The organism is Myroides sp. A21 (assembly GCF_000807225.1).
GTDB lineage: Bacteria > Bacteroidota > Bacteroidia > Flavobacteriales > Flavobacteriaceae > Flavobacterium > Flavobacterium odoratimimum.
The window spans coordinates 1,327,529-1,346,857 of sequence record NZ_CP010327.1; the positions used below are offsets into that span (position 1 = coordinate 1,327,529).

The 19,329-nt window shown below is 34.5% G+C and carries 16 protein-coding genes; 14 read left to right on the plus strand and 2 right to left on the minus strand.

Annotated elements, in window-relative coordinates:
* Positions 1–467: 467 nt before the first annotated feature.
* The 10 genes from MYRA21_RS06155 (at position 468) to atpG (ending at position 9,380) form a co-directional block, all read left to right on the plus strand.
* Positions 468–3,119: a tetratricopeptide repeat protein gene (locus tag MYRA21_RS06155; protein ID WP_036496569.1), complete on the plus strand. Its 2,652-nt coding sequence runs from the start codon at positions 468–470 to the stop codon at positions 3,117–3,119.
* 24 nt (positions 3,120–3,143) lie between these two features.
* Positions 3,144–3,539, plus strand: a complete 396-nt coding sequence (locus tag MYRA21_RS06160; RefSeq protein ID WP_006257841.1) for a polymer-forming cytoskeletal protein — start codon at positions 3,144–3,146, stop codon at positions 3,537–3,539.
* Positions 3,540–3,545: 6 nt separating this feature from the next.
* Positions 3,546–3,761: an AtpZ/AtpI family protein gene (locus tag MYRA21_RS06165; protein ID WP_006257840.1), complete on the plus strand. Its 216-nt coding sequence runs from the start codon at positions 3,546–3,548 to the stop codon at positions 3,759–3,761.
* The gene (locus tag MYRA21_RS06170; RefSeq protein ID WP_006257839.1) at positions 3,761–4,159 is read left to right on the plus strand and encodes a hypothetical protein; all 399 of its coding nucleotides are present in this window, start codon (positions 3,761–3,763) and stop codon (positions 4,157–4,159) included. The genes MYRA21_RS06165 and MYRA21_RS06170 overlap by 1 nt, the downstream gene beginning before the upstream one ends.
* 105 nt (positions 4,160–4,264) lie before the next feature.
* Entirely contained in the window at positions 4,265–5,443 is a 1,179-nt protein-coding gene (gene atpB / locus MYRA21_RS06175; RefSeq protein ID WP_006257838.1) for a F0F1 ATP synthase subunit A, read from the plus strand.
* 55 nt (positions 5,444–5,498) lie between these two features.
* Positions 5,499–5,693: an ATP synthase F0 subunit C gene (gene atpE, locus MYRA21_RS06180; RefSeq protein WP_006257837.1), complete on the plus strand. Its 195-nt coding sequence runs from the start codon at positions 5,499–5,501 to the stop codon at positions 5,691–5,693.
* A 94-nt stretch (positions 5,694–5,787) separates the two neighbouring features.
* Entirely contained in the window at positions 5,788–6,288 is a 501-nt protein-coding gene (locus MYRA21_RS06185) for a F0F1 ATP synthase subunit B (protein WP_006257836.1), read from the plus strand.
* A gap of 13 nt (positions 6,289–6,301) precedes the next feature.
* Positions 6,302–6,838: an ATP synthase F1 subunit delta gene (atpH, locus tag MYRA21_RS06190; protein WP_006257835.1), complete on the plus strand. Its 537-nt coding sequence runs from the start codon at positions 6,302–6,304 to the stop codon at positions 6,836–6,838.
* Between the two features lie 41 nt (positions 6,839–6,879).
* Positions 6,880–8,454, plus strand: coding sequence for a F0F1 ATP synthase subunit alpha (atpA, locus tag MYRA21_RS06195; protein WP_006257834.1), 1,575 nt, complete (start codon positions 6,880–6,882; stop codon positions 8,452–8,454).
* Between the two features lie 65 nt (positions 8,455–8,519).
* Entirely contained in the window at positions 8,520–9,380 is an 861-nt protein-coding gene (gene atpG, locus MYRA21_RS06200; RefSeq protein ID WP_006257833.1) for an ATP synthase F1 subunit gamma, read from the plus strand.
* 443 nt (positions 9,381–9,823) lie between these two features.
* Here the strand turns inward: atpG and MYRA21_RS06205 are convergent, their stop codons facing one another.
* Positions 9,824–10,888 (minus strand): endonuclease, encoded by a 1,065-nt coding sequence (locus tag MYRA21_RS06205; RefSeq protein WP_006257831.1) that lies wholly within the window; start codon positions 10,886–10,888, stop codon positions 9,824–9,826.
* 134 nt (positions 10,889–11,022) lie between these two features.
* Here MYRA21_RS06205 and MYRA21_RS06210 point away from each other — a divergent pair, with 134 nt between their 5' ends.
* Positions 11,023–13,833, plus strand: coding sequence for a TonB-dependent receptor (locus MYRA21_RS06210; RefSeq protein ID WP_006257830.1), 2,811 nt, complete (start codon positions 11,023–11,025; stop codon positions 13,831–13,833).
* Positions 13,834–13,844: 11 nt separating this feature from the next.
* On the plus strand, positions 13,845–15,866 hold the full coding sequence (locus tag MYRA21_RS06215; protein WP_006257829.1) for a DUF5689 domain-containing protein: 2,022 nt from the start codon (positions 13,845–13,847) through the stop codon (positions 15,864–15,866).
* Between the two features lie 98 nt (positions 15,867–15,964).
* On the opposite strand, the gene MYRA21_RS06220 is transcribed toward MYRA21_RS06215, so the two are convergent.
* The gene (locus MYRA21_RS06220; RefSeq protein ID WP_006257828.1) at positions 15,965–16,723 is read right to left on the minus strand and encodes a 5'-methylthioadenosine/adenosylhomocysteine nucleosidase; all 759 of its coding nucleotides are present in this window, start codon (positions 16,721–16,723) and stop codon (positions 15,965–15,967) included.
* A gap of 502 nt (positions 16,724–17,225) precedes the next feature.
* On the opposite strand from MYRA21_RS06220, the gene ricT reads away from it, so the two are divergent.
* Positions 17,226–18,827: a regulatory iron-sulfur-containing complex subunit RicT gene (gene ricT, locus MYRA21_RS06225; RefSeq protein ID WP_006257827.1), complete on the plus strand. Its 1,602-nt coding sequence runs from the start codon at positions 17,226–17,228 to the stop codon at positions 18,825–18,827.
* On the plus strand, positions 18,814–19,308 hold the full coding sequence (locus MYRA21_RS06230) for a gliding motility lipoprotein GldH (RefSeq protein ID WP_006257826.1): 495 nt from the start codon (positions 18,814–18,816) through the stop codon (positions 19,306–19,308). Before ricT ends, MYRA21_RS06230 begins: the two co-directional genes overlap by 14 nt.
* Positions 19,309–19,329 lie beyond the last annotated feature (21 nt).

Here is a 19,329-nt window from a genome sequence, read left to right on the forward strand (position 1 = left end):
GAATCCCCTAGTAAATCAGTATCAAAATACCTTTGGTTTATAAATAGACAGTGATAAAGACTAGATTTAGTTTGAGTTTTTTTTGCTTATTGTGTGAATTCAAAAAACTCATTATTAATCGAACGAAAAAGGAGAATATTACTTAATTGGTTAGTTAGCGGGACTCTAGTGAATCTATTTTGCTAGAGTTTTGTGTTTATAGTTATTGCCTAAGATTCCCAAGAAGTAGAATAATAGAAAATATAGGATATTGTGAATGTTTTAGTGATATGTGGTTAGATTTCTATAGGATGCTATAAATTGACTGAGATATTGCGATAAGTAGTGTAAATTACTTTTATAGGTTTTGTTTCTGTAGAACTTTAAAAACTTTTAAAATACTGTAGAAGTATTACTAAAAGTAATGTATTTTTACGTTTTGTTATATACTAAAATAGTGAATTTGTAGTTTTTAAGTAAAGCTCATTGTGTTGAATACTCGTTTTAAATATCTGATTTTTTTAGTTTTACTTCTTTTGGGAGCGGCTTGTTCTGTAAAGAAAGATAAGTTATTGAATAGAGGGTATCATGCGATGACTACTCGGTATAATATTCTATATAACGGAGAGTTGGCTTATGATGAGGCTTTAATTTCTTTAAAAAAGGATTATTATGATGACTTTTGGGAGATACTTCCTGTAGAGCGTATCGACATTAAGATAGACTCTACACGTGAGTTCGAGAGAGGTAGGTCACTAGAGTCTAAAAAAGGATCTATTCTAGACAATGTGCAAGTAGATGGAGCCAATGTTACAGGTGAAGAAGAACAGGGAGAGGTAGGATTTAGACGAGCTGAAGATAAAGCAGCTAAGGCCATTCAGAAACACTCTATGTACATAAAAGGGCGTGAGCGCAACTTCCAGATTGATGATGCTTATCTGATGTTAGGACAGGCTAGGTACTATGACGGACGTTTTGTACCAGCACTAGAGGCTTTTAATTATATTCTGTATAAGTACCCAGACGGGAGCTTAATAAATGATGCAATCATCTGGCGTGAGAAATCTAATGTGCGCCTTACTTATGATGATATTGCAATTAAAAATTTAAATGAATTTCTTCGAGATAAAAAAGATAAACTAAGGAAGCAACAGGTGGCAGATGCGAATGCTACGCTTACTCAGGCATATATCAATATAGAGGAATATGCTTCTGCTATACCGCCTCTAAAGATAGCTATAGAACACACTAAGGATAAGGAGGAGTATGCACGTTATACTTTTATCCTTGGGCAGCTATATGCTAAGTTAGGCAAGGAGACGGAAGCGAATGAGGCATTCGGTATCGTAATCGATATGAATCGAAAGAGCCCTCGATCTTATGTGATACAGTCTCATGCGCAGCAGTTTGGTCTGAAGCCTACTCAAGCTAAAGATTCGGTAGCGTTCTTAAAGAAGTATAAAAGATTAATTAGAGATAGAGAGAACAGAGATTACTTAGACGTTCTACACCGTCAGGTGGGGTTGTTCTACGAGGGTAGTGGCAATACAAAAGAGGCATTAAAATCGCTAAAAAGAGCTGTTAAACTAAGTAAAGGGGATAAGCAACTAAAGTCTAAAAACTACTTGAGTATAGCCGAGATTTACTTTAATGAAGCTGGTTATGCGTTGGCTGGTCAGTATTATGACAGTGTATTATCTATCATGCCTGCTAAGGCTAAAGAGCGCTTTAGAATCACGAAGAGACGTGATGCATTAAGAGATGTGGTAAAATATGAGAGAGTTGCTCATGTGAATGATAGCGTACTTCGATTAGTAGCGATGAGTGAAGATCAGCGTATTGCTTATTTTCAGAAGTATGTAGATGACCTTAGAAAAGAAGACTTTAGAAAGCTACAGGCAACACTTAAAAAACAAAGAGGAGGCAATCAGAATTATTTTAATATGGCTACTTTCGGTGACGCTATAGATGTGGCTTTTGGTACAAATAATCAGCAGACAGGAGGTAGTTCTACATTCTACTTCTACTCAACTCAAGCAGCTGCCTTTGGAAAGACAGAGTTTAGAAGAAAATGGGGGAATAGGCCTTCTGTAGATAACTGGAGATGGGCGGCTGATATACAAGAAGCGCAGAATAATGCTGTGGCAGAAGAACAAGCCACACAGAATGCAAATCAAAACAATAGTACTGAGCAGTTTAACGATACTAGATATGATATCAATAGTTATATTTCGAAAATCCCAAGTGATGAAAAAGAAATAGCGTCTATCAAGAAGGATAGAGACTTTGCTTATTTCCAACTGGGATCTATGTATGCAGATCGATTTAAGAAATATGATTTGGCTAGTCAGAGATTAGAGTCGTTATTGACCTTTGACCCTGCAGAGAGATTAGTCTTACCAAGTATGTATAAGCTTTACAAGATTTATCAAGAAATAGATATGGCAAAAGCAATAGCCATGAAGGATAGAATAATTAATCTATATCCTAATTCTAGATATGCCAAGTTATTACAGAATATGTCTATGGATAAGATTGATGACTTATCACCAGAGCAGATTTATGCACAGGCGTATAAGGTGTATGCTGATGGTACAGATTATAATAATGCATTGCGAACTATAGATAGTGCTTTAGAACGATTCGATGACGAAGGCTATGTAAGTAAACTAGAATTGTTAAAAGCACATGTGATTGGTCGATTAAAAGGTCTAGAAGCCTATAAAGAAGCATTGAATTTTGTAGCTCTGACATACAGTTCTTCTCGTGAAGGAAGAGAAGCAGAGGAGTTGTTAAAGACAACAATCCCAATGTTAGAAGCTAGGGAGTTCTCAAGTGGAGATTCAAAGAATTGGAAAGTAGTGTTGCTAGTACAAGACAAGGACTCAGGCGCTAATCAAATGGTTAGTCGTAGTTTTATACAGTTTGCAACAGCTAATAGCAGTAAAGGGATTAAGTACTCAGAGGATCCTTATATCGGTGTAGGAGAGTTCTTTGTATTACACGGATTTAAGAATAAAGAGGAAGCAGAGCAAGCTGCTAGAAGTGTAAACAGCAATGCTGTTACCATAACTGCAGATAATTATATTATCGTTCAGATTAAGAAGAATTGGGAGAAGTATATAGCTCCATCAGAATAAGGTTGAAAAAAAAGTAAAGAAATTATGTTCCAAAAAACGAAAAATGACGGGTCTATAGATCATTTAGGCAAGACAAATAGAATTATTGAGGCTACAATAATTAAAGGAGATATTGAAGCAGTGACGGATTTGCGTTTAGATGGTGTCTTGCACGGTAATTTAAAAGTAAAAGGTAGAGTGGTTGTAGGGCCTCAGGCTCAAATCATAGGAAATGTGGAGTGTGAAAATGCGGATATAGAAGGCTTAGTAGAAGGTGTCTTGAAGGTAAAAGATTTACTACATATTAAAGAGACTGCAGAGGTAAAAGGAGACCTATTAGTAGGCAGACTTTCGGTAGTACCAGGGGCTAAAATTCAAGTGAAATGCGATATGGCTATAGCAGGAAACGGAGAACAAGGTTCAGGTAAGAAAGGAAAATAAGTAGGAGTGAAAAAAAATTCAGGGCCAAACCGTTGGTTAAGTTTAATTAATATCCCTATTCAGATGGGGGTAACTATTTACTTGTTTCACTTGTTAGGTACTTGGTTAGATGATAAATATAATTTAGTTGACGGATTAGCAAATAAAATTTGTACGTTAATTGGAGTAGGATTAGCTTTGTACCAAGTTATAAAACAAGTAAATCAATTAAATAAAGATTAATGGATAAGGAAACAGTAAGTTTAAGTTTAAAACTTTTTGGGGTTTTAGCAGTTATATTTGCAATTCATTTTGCACTTTTCACATATACTGATTTTGGTCAGTCATTTGTAGAATTAGGTTATTCATTAGCGGGTTTTTATGGCTTTGAATTTATTTTTTCTATAGGAATGTTATTTGCTATGCAAGGAATAAAAACAAGTATGCCTAACAGTTTAGGATATGTGTTTTTAGGCTTTATTACAGTTCGATTATTGGCTAGTTACCTATTCGTAAGAGAAGGATTAGATAGCGAGAATGTAGATGAACTATTTAAGTATAATTTTCTGTTAGTTGTCTTGATTTATCTAGGCGGGGATGCATTTATTGCATATCGTATTTTAAATAAGAAGGTTAGTTAACAAAAAGATAATAAAAAAAAGTTTCGCAAGAAAGTATGAAAGTCTAAGATTTATTGTACTTTTGCACAAAATTTTAAGAACCATAAATATTCAAGAAGTTAAGGTATGGTGACTCTGAAGAAATCACTGAATTTATTAGCAGCTGTAATTTTTACAGCATCGTCGGTATTTTCGTACGCACAAAGTAATGCTCAGAAGCTTGAAGAATCTATTCAAGAAACAGGGCAGTCAATTGAAGAAACAATCGCTGCTGTAGAAGGTACAGAGCATGTAGAAGGAGAAAAAACACAAGCTGAAAAAGTGCAAGATCACATCACGCACCACTTAGCAGATGATTACTCTTTCATATTCTTCTCAGACGAGGCTACTGGTAAACACTACGGGTTTCCACTGCCAGTTATTTTAATAGACAATGGTCTTAAAGTATTTATGTCATCAGAATTTGACTACGGTAACAAAGTAGTTGAAAAAGATGGACAACACTACAAGTTATATCACAGTAAGATATACAAAACTGATGCAGCTGGTACTATCGAGTACGATGCTGAGCATCATCCTACAAATGAGAAGCCATTAGATTTTTCTATCACTAAAAATGTGGCATCATTATTATTTACTACAGTATTAATCTTCCTTATGTTCTTAAGCTTAGCTAAGACATACAAAAAAGGACCGAACAACTTGCCTAAAGGTTTTGCAAGAGCTTTAGAACCAATGGTGCTTTATGTTCGTGATGAGATGGCTATTCCAAATATCGGAAAGGACAAATACAAAAAGTTCATGCCATACTTACTGTCAGTATTCTTTTTAATTTTCTTATTGAACTTATTAGGATTGACTCCACTAGGATTCAACGTTACAGGAAGTATTTCGGTAACTGCGTGTTTGGCAATCTTTACATTCATAATTACACAGTTCTCTGCTAACAAAGATTATTGGAAGCACATGTTCTGGATGCCAGGTGTACCAGCACCAATGAAATTAATGTTAGCACCTATCGAAGTATTAGGAGCATTAATTAAGCCATTCTCATTGATGGTTCGTTTATTCGCTAACATTACAGCAGGTCACTCAGTAGTATTTGGACTTATCGCTATTATCTTCGTGATGAAAGAAGCTTTAGGTACTGCTGGAGCAGTAGGGATAGGATTCTTCTTATCAACGTTCTTAGTAGTATTAGAGATCTTAGTAGCTTTCTTACAAGCGTTCATCTTTACAATGTTATCTTCATTGTTTATCGGAATGGCTGTTGCAGAGCACGAACATGATGAGGCTCATCATTAATAGAATTAAATTAGAATAAAAATAAAATTTGTTTAATTAATATAAATCAATCACTATGACATTACCAAACATTATTGGTGCAGGTTTAATCGTAATCGGAGCTGGTTACGGATTAGGAAAAATCGGATCTTCTGCAATGGACGCTATTGCTCGTCAACCAGAAGCTGCTGGAAAAATCCAAACTGCAATGATCATTATTGGAGCTTTATTGGAAGGTTTAGCATTCGGTGCTTTAATCTTAGGTAAATAATCCAAGACAAGTAAAAGAGTTTATCTGTAACGGTTGGTTGCAGATAAACTTCTTAATTAAACAACATAGGTATTAAAAAGTATAATTTTAGATAATGGATAAATTAATTAACGATTTCGGTTTTGGATTATTTTTCTGGCAGTTCATCATTTTATTGGTGATTGTATTCATCCTAGGAAAATTTGCATGGAAACCAATTGTAAATGCTTTAGAGGCTCGTGAAGAGGGTATCGCTGATGCATTAGCAGCTGCTGAAAATGCTAAAAGAGAAATGGCTAATTTAAAAGCTGATAACGAGAAATTATTAGCAGAAGCTCGTGCTGAGCGTGATGCTTTAATTAAAGAAGCTCGTGAGATTAAAGAAAAAATGTTAGCTGACGCTAAAACTGAAGGTGAAGCTGTAGGAGCAAAAATGATTGCTCAAGCAAAAGCTGCTATCGAAAGTGAAAGAGCTACTGCTATCGTTGAGTTAAAAACTCAAGTTTCTTCTATTTCTATTGAAATTGCTGAGAAATTATTAAAAGAACAATTAGCTAACACTGAAGCTCAATCTAAATTGGTTGAGAAGATGTTAGACGAAGTTAAATTAAACTAATAAAAGGATCATTATGGTAAGCACTAGAGCAGCTGCAAGATATGCAAAAGCAATGCTAGAAGTTTCTGGTCAAAAAGGAAATGCTGAGGCTATTAATAGCGATATGATCTTGATCTCTGAATCAGTATCTCAAAGTGAAGACTTAAAAGTGTTTTTAACTAATCCTATCGTGAGTGGTGAGATTAAATTAAATGCTTTGTTAGAAGTATTCGCTAATGTTGATCAAAGTACTAAAGAATTGTTTAAAGTGCTTAAAGCGAACAATAGATTTGAAATCTTAGGTACAGTCGCTTTACAGTTTCAAGAGCAATACGAAGCTTTGAAAGGTATAGAGAGAGTTGTAGTTACTACGGCTGTTCCGATGGATGCCGCTTTAGAGAGTAAAGTTTTATCTAAAGTTCAAAGTTTAGCTCCTGGAAAACAAATTGTTGTTTCAAATATAGTAGATGCTTCTATCTTAGGAGGATTTATCTTGAAAATGGGAGATAAACAGTACAATGCTTCAATAGCGAATCAATTACAAGTTTTAAAAAGAGAATTAACTAATTAAAAAATCACCGCACGAATGTTCGTGTATAAACATAGATAAAAATGGCGGAAATTAAACCAGCTGAAATATCAGCGATTTTAAAGAAACAATTATCTGGATTTAGCTCAGAGGCTTCTTTAGAAGAAGTAGGAACAGTACTTGAAGTAGGAGATGGTGTTGCTCGTGTATACGGGTTAACAAACGCTGAATACGGAGAGCTAGTTGTATTCGAGAATGGACTAGAAGCAATGGTACAGAACCTTGAAGAGGATAATGTAGGTATTGTATTGTTAGGAGCTCCTACTGGTGTTAAAGAAGGATCTACAGTAAAAAGAACAGGTCGTATCGCTTCACTTAAAGTAGGTGAGAAAATGGTAGGACGTGTTGTTAATACATTAGGTCTTCCAATCGATGGTAAAGGTGCTATCGAAGGTGATTTATATGAGATGCCATTAGAGCGTAAAGCTCCTGGGGTAATCTACCGTCAACCAGTAACTGAGCCGTTACAAACAGGTATTAAATCTGTTGATGCCATGATTCCAATCGGACGTGGACAACGTGAGTTAGTAATTGGTGACCGTCAAACAGGAAAAACAACTGTTTGTATCGATACTATCTTAAATCAAAAAGAATTTTACGATGCTGGACAACCAGTATATTGTATATATGTAGCTATTGGACAAAAAGCTTCTACTGTAGCAGGAATTGCTAAAACTTTAGAAGATAAAGGTGCAATGGACTATACTATTATCGTAGCTGCAAATGCTTCGGATCCAGCTCCAATGCAAGTTTATGCTGCAATGGCTGGAGCTGCTATCGGAGAGTACTTCCGTGATACAGGACGTCCTGCATTAATTATCTATGATGATTTATCTAAACAAGCGGTAGCTTACCGTGAGATGTCATTAATCTTACGTCGTCCACCAGGTCGTGAGGCTTACCCTGGAGACGTTTTCTACCTTCACTCAAGATTATTAGAGCGTGCTGCTCGTATTATCGGTGATGATGAAATCGCTAAGAACATGAATGATTTACCAGAGTCTATCAGACCATTCGTTAAAGGTGGTGGTTCATTAACTGCTTTACCTATTATCGAAACTCAAGCTGGTGACGTTTCTGCTTATATCCCAACTAACGTAATTTCGATTACTGATGGACAGATATTCTTAGAGTCTGATTTATTTAACTCAGGTGTTCGTCCAGCTATTAACGTAGGTATTTCTGTATCTCGTGTTGGAGGTTCTGCGCAGATTAAATCAATGAAGAAAGTAGCTGGTACTTTAAAACTTGACCAAGCTCAATACCGTGAGTTAGAAGCTTTCGCTAAGTTTGGTTCTGATTTAGATGCTGCTACAATGAACGTTATCTCTAAAGGACAACGTAACGTTGAGATCTTAAAACAAGCTGTTAACGATCCATATACTGTAGAGGATCAGGTAGCTATTATCTATGCAGGTTCTAAAAACCTTCTTAGAAGCGTACCAGTATCTAAAGTAAAAGAGTTTGAAAAAGACTATTTAGATGCTTTAAACTCTCGTCATAGAGATGTATTAGATCAGTTAAAAGCTGGTAAATTCACAGACGAAATTACTGCTGTGCTTGAGAAAGTAGCTAAAGAAATTTCTGCAAAATATTAAGAAATAATGTTTGTCTACAAGTGTTGATTATCTTCATTTGTAGATAAATTTATATACAATTTACAATGGCAAACCTTAAAGAAATACGTAATAGGATTTCATCAATTGGATCAACAATGCAGATTACATCTGCTATGAAGATGGTATCTGCAGCTAAGCTTAAAAAAGCTACTGATACTATTATGGCTATGCGTCCATATTCAGAAAAGTTGACTGAATTGATTCAAAATGTTAGCGCAACTTTAGAGGGTGATAATTCAGGAGTATATTCTCAAACTAGAGAGGTTAAGAATGTTCTTCTTGTGGTTATTACTTCAAACAGAGGTTTGTGTGGTGGTTTTAATGCGAATATTATTAAACAAATTAATACACTTAAAGCTACTCAATATAAAGACGTTAATGTTGATTTATTGACAATTGGTAAAAAAGGTCACGATATATTACGTAAATCTTTTACTGTAATTGAGAATAGAAGTGATTTGTTTGATCATGTAGATTTTGCAAATTGTGCTGTTATAGCTGAACAAATGATGGAAGCTTTCGTTGAAGAGAAATATGATTCAATTCAGATCGTTTACAATCAGTTCAAAAATGCTGCTACACAAGATGTAGTAACAGAGCAGTTTTTACCATTGTTACCAGTGGAATCTAGTGAAAATGCTAGTTCTGACTATATTTATGAGCCTTCTAAAGAAGAGATTATTAATACATTAATTCCTCTTTCTTTAAAAACTCAATTATTAAAAGCTGTTGCAGACTCTGTAGCTTCTGAACATGGAGCTCGTATGACTGCAATGCACAAAGCAACTGATAACGCTAAAGACTTACGTGATGAATTAACGTTAAGTTACAACAAAGCTCGTCAAGCTGCTATTACAAATGAAATTCTAGAAATTGTTGGTGGTGCTGAGGCATTAAACAACTAATCTGAATATTATACTTTTAGAAAAGGGATACTCGTCTGAGTATCCCTTTTTTTGTGTTATTAATAGATTTAAGACGTTTTTTGACATGTGCTGTCTGTTTGTTTGTCGATTGACGGAAAAGAGCTTAGAAAGTTTTTAATGTAGTTAGTTAGTTAGTTAGTTAGTTAGTTAGTTAGTTAGTTAGTTAGTTAGTTAGTTAGTTAGTTAGTTAGTTAGTTAGTTAGTTAGTTAGTTAGTTAGTTAGTTAGTTAGTTAGTTAGTTAGTTAGTTAGTTAGTTAGTTAGTTAGTTAGTTAGTTAGTTAGTTAGTTAGTTAGTTAGTTAGTTAGTTAGTTAGTTAGTTAGTTAGTTAGTTAGTTAGTTAGTTAGTTAGTTAGTTAGTTAGAGTCAATAAAAAAGCCGTTTAAGATGTCTTAAACGGCTTTATACTTATATTAAGTAATGTTATTTTAATTCTCTAATTAGATAGATATAAACAGGGAAGTGGTCACTGTAACCTGGTTCTCCATTAGTATTTCTAAGAGGATAACCTTTATATTGTCCTGTTGGTTGAACCATAAATGGTTTTTTATAGATTTTCGCTTTCCAGTATGCCCATGATGAGTAATCATCTCTAACATAAGGCTCGCTAATTACCATTTGGTCAAAAACATCCCATGCATCACGGTAAGCTAATGTCCCTAATCCATCTTTTGACATTTTTTCCATTGGATTAAAAAGACCTTGTGGAGTAAGTTCAGATTTTTTACCAGCTGTTTTCAGTACTTTTTTCATACTGTTATTGTATGGACCGTCATTCATATCTCCCATAGTGATTACTTTCGCATTTGGGTTGATAGTGTATAATGAATCGATGATTTTTTTGTTTAATGCAGCAGCAGCTTCACGTAATGGGCTACTTCTTTTCTCTCCACCCACTCTAGAAGGCCAGTGATTTACGATGAAGTGTACTTCCTCTCCATCTAAAAGACCTGTTACTAACAGCTGATCACGTGTGTAGATACGAGTACCTTTTTCTCCTGTATGTTTGTCTACTTTATTCATATCGTAGATATAAAGAGGATGCGGAGTCGCATTAGTTACAGAGAAGTGTTTTTTCTGATATAACAATCCTACATCAATACCACGCTTGTCAGGAGAGTCAAAGTGCGCTATACCATAATCTCCAGGTGCAAGTTGTGGGTCGCGTACTAAGTCTTCTAGAACTGCTCTATTTTCAACTTCAGCAACGCCTATTACTGCAGGCATTTTAGTGTTTTCGTCCGTACCAATCTGAGACATAACTTTCGCAAGATTGTGGATTTTCTTTTGGTACTTTTTAGATGTCCAAGCTTGTGCTCCTGTAGGAGTCCACTCTTCATCATAAATTTTAGGGTCTCTAATTGTATCAAACAAGTTCTCGCAGTTGTAGAACGCAATTGTTTGAATCTCATACTTTTTCTCTTGTGCTTGTGCTCCCATTGTGATAAGAGCAAACAACAAAATGATTCTTTGAAGTTTGATGTGCATGACTAGGTTAATTTAAGTAAAGAATTGTCTTATTTCTTTGACAAAAATAGCTAATATTATTATAATAACATACCTTTGTATTAGAAATAACCTTACGGTGTTTCTTAACATAGCACTTTAATCATTTTTAATTTATGAAGAAACTTTTATTTAGTTTGTTCTTTGTGTTGCAGGTAGTTATATCTTATGCACAAGGAGTTCAGGAAATTAAAGGGAAAGTTGTGGATGGTACCACTCAGATGCCGATGAATGCGGTATCTGTAAGAGTACAAGCTACTACCACTTCCTCTTTAACAGACAATGAAGGAAGATTCACTTTAGAAAATGTTAAAACGGGTAACCATGATGTTGTAATCTCTTATGTGGGATATGTAACAAAGCGTTTACCTGTAGAGGTAGGTGATGGCATCATCGACCTTGGTACAATTTCTTTAGACGAGGATTTCGCTTCTATTGCAAATTTAGGGCTTATTACACTTACGGAGAATGACCTAAGTGATGATGACTCTAGTAACGACACTTCATCAGGTTTGTTACAAGCTACAAAAGACCCTTTCCAACAAGCAGCAGCTTATAACTGGGGGTCTGCATTCTACAGATTGCGTGGACTTGATAACGAATATGGTAAGACAATGATCAATGGGGTGGTGATGAACAAAGTTCATGATGGTCGCCCACAATGGGGGAACTGGGGAGGTCTAAATGACGCTACTCGTAACCAAGTTTTCTCTTCAGGATCTACTCCTTCAGATTTCTCTTTTGGTGGAATCTTAGGAACACAAAACATCACTACAAGAGCATCTCAAATCAGAAAAGGTGCTAAAGCTGGTTTCTCTGGTTCTAATACGAACTATACTTGGAGACCTTACGTTATTTACTCTTCTGGTTTAGATAAGAATGGATGGGCATTTGCTTTATCTGCATCTTATAGAGGAGCTAAAGAAGGTTATTTTGATGGAACGAATTATGATGCACTATCTTTATTCGCTGCCGTTGAAAAGAAATTTAATGATAATCACAGTTTAAACTTTACAGCTATTTATGCTCAAAATAAAAGAGGGAAAAACTCTCCTATTACAGATGAGCAAGCTGATTTAAAAGATTTTAAATACAATTCATACTGGGGATATCAAAATGGAGATAAAAGAAATTCTCGTTATAAAGATGTTTCTGAACCAATCTTCCAATTGACACACTATTGGAAAATAGATGAGTTAAATAACTTAACGACAACTGCTTCTTATCAATTTGGACATATTGCTAACAGTCGTTTAGGATACCAAGATAATTTAAATCCAGATCCTACATATTATCAAAGAATGCCAAGTTTCGCTTTAAACAAGACGGATCGAGATGATATCAGAAAATGGACTCCAGATAGAGATGGTGCAAGAGAAGCTGCTAATTATTTTATAGGGAATGGACAGTTAGATTGGGAATGGATTTATGGAGTAAACCAAAATTATGCTGATAGTCGTAGTAGAATTGTATTGTATGAAGACCGTCAAGATGATAAAACATTTTCTTTTAATACTAACTTAAAGTCTGTATTATCTGATCATGTTACTTTAGATGCAGGGTTTAATTATAGAAGAGTACATTCATCTTATTATAAAAAGTTAGTTGATTTATTAGGAGGAGATTACTATTTAGATATTGATACATATCAAAAAGGAGATAATGCACATAGTGATTTAAATAATCGTAATCGTAAAGTTGGTGAAGGTGATAAATTCGGATACAACTATACTGTAGATTCAAATATTATAGATGTATTTACACAGTTCAATTTTGATTATGATAAGTTTGATTTCTATATAGCACAGAAGATAGGATATACTTCTTATGAGAGAGATGGAAAATATAAAAATGGTGTTTATGCTAACAATTCTTATGGAAAAGGTGGTTTAGTAGATTTTAATAACTTCGGATTTAAAGGAGGAGCTACTTACCATATTACTGGGCGTCATGCTCTTAATATGAATGTTGCGTACTATAATCAAGCACCATCTATTAGAAATACTTTTGCTAATGGACGTGTAAATAATTTAGTTACTAAAGACTTAACGAATGAAGATATATTTAGTGTTGATGGTAGCTATATTGTTAGAACACCTAAGTTAAAAGCTCGTGTTTCTGGATACTTATCTGAGATTAAGAATAGTACTCAAGTTAATTTCTATTATGCTGATGGAGCAGGTGTTATGAATGCTGAAGGAGAGTTGTATAATGGAAATGGTTCAACATTCGTATCAGAGATATTAACAGGAGTGAATAAGCGTAATATAGGATTAGAGCTTGGAGCTGAATATCAGTTAACTCAAACATTAAAGGCAACAGCTGCAGCAGCTATAGGACAATCTTTTTACACAAATGATCCTACTCTTCGTTTAAATTCTGATAACGTAGCTAAGAGTTTCGACTATGGTAAATCTTATTTAAAAAATTATAAAGTAGCGAATGGACCTCAGACAGCACTGTCTTTAGGACTGGAATATAGAGATCCAGCTTATTGGTGGGTAGGAGCAAATGTTAACTATATGGATAATGCATATACGAATGTTTCTGCTTTAAGAAGAACAGATAACTTTGCTACTGAACCGTTGTATCCAGGTCAATCTTTTGCCGATATTAATCAAGCAGATGTGGATAGAATGCTTAAACAAGAGAAGTTAGCGGACTTTACTGTATTTAATATTACAGGAGGAAAATCTTGGAGATTACCTAATAGAAACCTAATTGGTTTCTTTGCTAGTATTAATAATGTATTCAATAGACATTATAAAACTGGTGGGTTTGAACAAGCAAGAAATGCTAATTATAAGCAAGAAATTATTAATAATGGGCAACTAGTAAACGAAGGTCATGGATATAATACTTTCGGAAACAAGTACTGGTACGCTTATGGACGTAATTTCTTTGTAAATGTTTATTACAACTTCTAATTCTTAGAACAATGAAAACAATTTTTAAATCAATTTTATATATATCATTTGCCAGCCTTCTTGCTGTAGGTTGTGCTAAAAATGATGATTTTACGACACCTGATGCTACACATTGTGATGAGCCTCAGATAAAAGCAAATAAAACGATAGAGGAAATTTTTAAACTTTCTTCTACTACTAAAAAAGCATATGAGTCTTCAACAGAAGATTTTATCTCTGGAGTAGTTGTTTCTAGTGATGAAGGAGGTAACTTCTATAAAGATTTATATATCGAAACAATAGATGGAGGTATTGCTGCTCGTGTAAAAATTAATAGAGGAGGAACATATGGACTTTATCCTGTAGGTAGAGTAATTCATATTCGATTGAATGGATTATTTACTCAGATAGATAATGGTGTACTAGCTATTGGTATTAATGATCCTGCAACTAATTATACTGGAGGAATAACTAATATACCTAAGCATATTTTTAGATCTTGTAAAACAATTACAGGAGATGACTTTAATAAGACATATAATCACGTTGTTAGTTTAAAAGAAGCGATTACTGATAATTATTTAGGTAAACTAGTTACAATTACGGATGTACAGTTCAAGGAAAAATTCTGGGACAAACCATTTTGGGATGAAAATAATTTAGTGTCTCCTACAAATAAAGCTACAAATGTAGAAATTGAATCTAAAGAAAGTGTTACTGCTAATGTTATTTTTAGAGTAGCTGAGCAGTCTAGTGGGTTTAAAAATCATAAGGTTCCTGCTAAGAGCGGTACTATGACTGGGGTAATGACTAAATTCTCTAAAGATTATCAATTTGTGCCTCGTACTATGGTTGACTTAGTAGGATTGGATAAAGACCCTTTCAAAGGGAATACTGGAGGTAGTGAAGAAGGAAGTTATGATGATCCTAATATGAAATTAGAGTTAGGAAAATATCTTGCTTTCCCTGGTGCTAACTTTGATAAATGGGAGGACTTTACATCTGTAGTGAATAGTTATGGATTGAAGCATGTTGCTTTAGCTGAAAAACAGGGATGGAATAATACTAATGGAATGAGCATTAAAGCTACTCCTAGTGGTAATGATTTCTTATTTACTTTAGAAAAAGTTAAGAATGTACCTACGGGAGCAACTAAATTATCTTTCTTAGTAAAAGGAACTGCTGGAGCTTCTTTAGTACCACTTATGTATAAAGCTGATGGAAAATCTTATGTAGCTTATAATGTAGGAAATCTATCTGTGCATAGAGTTGTTAAAGCAAATACTACACCTTTAGGGAATAATACTACTCCAGAATATAAAGGTAATATCGACACTAAAGGACAATGGGTAAAAGTTGTTCTTGACTTGACTTCTGCTCCAGAGGGTTCAGGATATAATACTTCAGGAGTTGGTAATTTCTTTGCTATTAAGGTTGGAAAAGAACAAGCATATGATTTAATCATTGATGAAATTCGTTTTGAGGATGGTACACCTGGAGATGGAGGTACAACTGAGCCAGAAGTTCCTGCTGGTGACTTACCAGAAGCAAAAGCACTTGTAGAAAATTTTGAAAAGAAATTTACTAAGGAAGATAGAGCTAGTAGTTATGATGCTAAGGAATTAGATTTTGAAATCGGAAAATGGTCTTTCTCTGATAGTGGTGTTTATTCGGACGCTAATGATTTAAAATCTTCAGGAGAACAATCAATAAGATTTCGTGGAAACGATAAAGCAGAAGCTTTTTTAGAATCAAAGTTTGTTGTTACAGGTTTGAAAAAAGTAGAGTTCCAATTTGGTGGGGCTACTTTTAAAGAAGATCCTGACGCAGACAAAGAGATTGCAGTAGAGTTCTTTTATTCAATAGATTCTGGTAAAACATGGAAGTTAGTTGGGAAAAAAGTTGGAAAAAGAGGTGAGTTAACTACTGCTTCTTTTGATATTGCAGCAAAAGCAACTGATAAAGTATCTATCAAAATACAAAATGCTTCTTTTGTAAGAAGTACAAAAAATAGACTTAGAGTTAATATTGATGATATTAAATTCATTAAGTAGTTAAATTCTGATTTATAAATAAAAAAGCTCGGCTATGCCGAGCTTTTTTTATGTTCTTTACTTAGAGTGTATTCTAGAATTATTGTTTTAGAATAGGACTAAAACATCTTATTGATGATCTCTTGACCATAAACCAGAGATACTTCTTCAACGAATGATTGAAAGCTAAAGCTTGCCTCTTCATTTGCGTTATCGGAGATTGTACGTATCACAATAAACGGTACTCCAAACTCAAAACAAACCTGAGCTACTGCAGCTCCTTCCATTTCTACACATAATACTTCTGGTAATTGTGACTGAAGATTGTTTTTTTGTTCAGATGTAGAGAAGAATTGATCCCCACTAGCTATTGTGCCATAATGAACAGTAGGTTTAGTAATATTAAATTTAGCTAACTCTGATGGTGTAATTAGTTGGTGTAGATTCTCTAGCCCAAACATATTCTCTATATGCTTACAAGTCTCTTTTGACCAATGTGTATCAGTATCAAAATATGTTTTGCCTAGCAGTGGTATTTCAAATTTTGGTCTTAGAGGAGAAGCATCCATATCATACTGTACCAAATCCTTTGCTACGACTACATCACCTACTTTTACATTAGGGTGAATACCGCCAGCTACACCAATAAAAGCAATACGATCTACTTTAAACTCTAATAAAAGTGTTGCCACAGTTGCAGCAGCTGCTACCTTACCAATGCGAGAGTAGACTATAACTACTTTTTGGTTATTAATATAACCTTCATAGTAAGTGCGATTACCTATTTTTCTTTCAGTTTTATCTCTTAGTTGAGTGATAATTCCATTTACTTCTTGTGGAATTGCCCCTAATATACCTATCGTATTTGTTGAGTGCATAAGTTTAGTACTATTTTGAGTAACCAAAATTACGAAAATTATATGCAACCTATTTTGATAGTTATTGAAGTAGTGTATTTCCTTGTCGAATACATGTAGAGTCCGTGCAATATTCTGGTTAATAGTAGGTTTTTTAGCAAGAATACAATTATAATTGCCATCGAATTATGCATTGAGATAGGTATGATAATTTTTATAAAGAGTTATTAAAAGAATGTTTTAATGATAAGATAACCATGTTAAGTTGTATTTCTTTTTATATCTTGTCATTTCTGATGTTTAAAAAGATATTTTTTTAGGACAAATCAAGGTCAAAATACAATGTAAAGTAAGGTCTAGATGTGCGCTGTAGTCTTTTTTAAATAAGATAATTAAGCGAAATAGGATGTGAAATAGTTGTATAATAAAAAATTATTTAAGAGAGATGTAAAAATAGTATCTTTACAGCGAGTAAATAAATGCAATAATTCCCGAAAGGGATTCAATATATAAAAATTATTAGATGGCTTGTACAAATTGTTCAACAGAAAAAGATAGTAGTGGGCTCCCGAAGGGATGCCAGAATAAGGGGACGTGCGGAACAGACGGCTGTAATAAATTAGCAGTTTTTGATTGGTTGTCAAATATGGTTTATCCTAATGGCACCGAAATATATGATATAGTAGAGGTTCGTTTTAAGAATGGTAGAAAAGATTTTTATCGATACCCAAAAGAGATTGCAATCTCTATGGGAGATATCGTAGCTACAGAATCTTCTCCTGGACATGATATTGGTATTGTTTCATTAGTAGGGGAGTTAGTGAAAGTGCAGATGAAAAAGAAAAAAGCTGATCCTAATGGAGAGGTTTTAAAAATCTACCGAAAAGCAACTCAAAAAGATATTGATATTTGGCAAGAGGCACGTAATAGAGAAGAGACCGTTAAAGTTAGAGCTCGTGAGATTGCTATAGCTTTAAAATTAGAGATGAAAATCTCTGATGTAGAGTTTCAAGGTGATGCTTCTAAGGCTACTTTTTATTATACAGCGAGTGAACGTGTAGATTTCCGACAGTTAATTAAAGACTTTGCCAGAGAGTTTAGCATTCGTATAGAGATGAAGCAGGTTGGGTTTAGACAAGAAGCTGCTCGACTAGGTGGAGTGGGGTCTTGTGGACGTGAATTATGTTGTTCTACTTGGTTAACTGACTTTAGAAGTGTAAATACCTCTGCAGCACGTTATCAACAGTTATCACTTAATCCGCAAAAGTTAGCAGGACAGTGTGGTAAATTGAAATGTTGTTTAAACTTTGAGCTAGATACGTATCTAGAAGCCTTAAAAGATATGCCTGATTCTGATACAAAACTAATGACTGTAAAAGGATTAGCAATATGTCAGAAGATAGATATATTCAAAGGACAAATGTGGTTTGCTTATATTAATAATTCTGCAAATTGGTATGTACTGTCTACTGAGATGGTGAAAGAGATTCTTGCTTTGAATAGAAAAGATCAGAAAGGACAAGAGCTAGAGAGTTATATGCTGGAAGTAGAGTGCGAGGAGATAGACTTTAACAATGCATCTGAACAAGATAGCGTTACTCGTTTTGATCAGCCTAAACGTAAGAAAAAGCCATCTAGAAATAATAAGAAGAAGGATGGGCAGGCTAGAGAGGGACAAGAAACTCAGGCTCCTAATACATCTCGCGAGAAAACATCTAATGGGGAGGCACGTAATAATAAGCAACCTAAACAAGGTGAAAGAGAGCCTAGAGATAAGCAACAATCTCGTAATAGAAACAAGAATAGAGCAGAGGGAAATAAAGAGAGAGAAGGTGTAAATCTTGAGAAACAGAATACGGGAGAACAAAAAAATACTCGTAAAGAGGTAAAAGGAGGTCCTAGAGAACAGAAAGGTCCTAGAGAACCTAGAAATGAAAATAAGGGGCCGCGAGAGGGCAAACCTCATTTTAAGGAAAAGAAGAAACCTGTAGAGGGATCTAATGAAGGAGGTACTGATGGTGAAGGGACTGCTAAGGCAAAACAACATCATAAAGGCAACCGCCCAAATAGAAATAAACGATTTAAAAAAGATAATAATAGTGACAATTCTAATGCAGAGAATTAGTAGTTATTTATTGGTGTTAAGTGCTGTGATGCTCTTTGTTGTATCTTGTCAGAGAGATACGAATATGGTCTTTGACCAATATCAGAAGACTTCAGGTGCTTGGGATAGAACAGATGTAAAAACATTTGTGTATGACGTGCATGATACAGTACAGCGTCATAATCTTTATTTGAATATAAGAGTGAATAAGAACTATCCTTATAGTAATTTATTTGTTATTTTTAAAATGCATCAACCTAATTTAGATGTCGTGATAGACACCCTACAGTTCCAAATGGCTAATCCAGATGGGACGTTATTAGGAAATGGTTTTTCTGATGTAAAGGAGAGCAAACTAGAATTGAAAGAAGACCTTGCTTTTCCTGTTAAGGGAAGCTATAAGTTTACTATAGAACAAGTTGTTCGTGAATTAGGAGAAGTAGAAGGAGTTAATTCTTTAGAAGGGGTTTCAGAAGTAGGCTTTCGTATAGAAAAACAATAATAGAATAATAGATTTATAAGT

Excerpts from the sequence above, each read along its gene's own strand:
- MYRA21_RS06170 (WP_006257839.1), top strand. The coding sequence starts at position 3,761 with ATGGATAAGGAAACAGTAAGTTTAAGTTTAAAACTTTTTGGGGTTTTA.
- atpB (WP_006257838.1), top strand. The coding sequence starts at position 4,265 with ATGGTGACTCTGAAGAAATCACTGAATTTATTAGCAGCTGTAATTTTT.
- MYRA21_RS06230 (WP_006257826.1), top strand. The coding sequence starts at position 18,814 with ATGCAGAGAATTAGTAGTTATTTATTGGTGTTAAGTGCTGTGATGCTC.
- MYRA21_RS06160 (WP_006257841.1), top strand. The coding sequence starts at position 3,144 with ATGTTCCAAAAAACGAAAAATGACGGGTCTATAGATCATTTAGGCAAG.
- MYRA21_RS06210 (WP_006257830.1), top strand. The coding sequence starts at position 11,023 with ATGAAGAAACTTTTATTTAGTTTGTTCTTTGTGTTGCAGGTAGTTATA.
- atpE (WP_006257837.1), top strand. The coding sequence starts at position 5,499 with ATGACATTACCAAACATTATTGGTGCAGGTTTAATCGTAATCGGAGCT.
- atpH (WP_006257835.1), top strand. The coding sequence starts at position 6,302 with ATGGTAAGCACTAGAGCAGCTGCAAGATATGCAAAAGCAATGCTAGAA.
- ricT (WP_006257827.1), top strand. The coding sequence starts at position 17,226 with ATGGCTTGTACAAATTGTTCAACAGAAAAAGATAGTAGTGGGCTCCCG.
- MYRA21_RS06215 (WP_006257829.1), top strand. The coding sequence starts at position 13,845 with ATGAAAACAATTTTTAAATCAATTTTATATATATCATTTGCCAGCCTT.
- MYRA21_RS06185 (WP_006257836.1), top strand. The coding sequence starts at position 5,788 with ATGGATAAATTAATTAACGATTTCGGTTTTGGATTATTTTTCTGGCAG.
- atpG (WP_006257833.1), top strand. The coding sequence starts at position 8,520 with ATGGCAAACCTTAAAGAAATACGTAATAGGATTTCATCAATTGGATCA.
- MYRA21_RS06220 (WP_006257828.1), bottom strand. The coding sequence starts at position 16,723 with ATGCACTCAACAAATACGATAGGTATATTAGGGGCAATTCCACAAGAA.
- MYRA21_RS06205 (WP_006257831.1), bottom strand. The coding sequence starts at position 10,888 with ATGCACATCAAACTTCAAAGAATCATTTTGTTGTTTGCTCTTATCACA.
- atpA (WP_006257834.1), top strand. The coding sequence starts at position 6,880 with ATGGCGGAAATTAAACCAGCTGAAATATCAGCGATTTTAAAGAAACAA.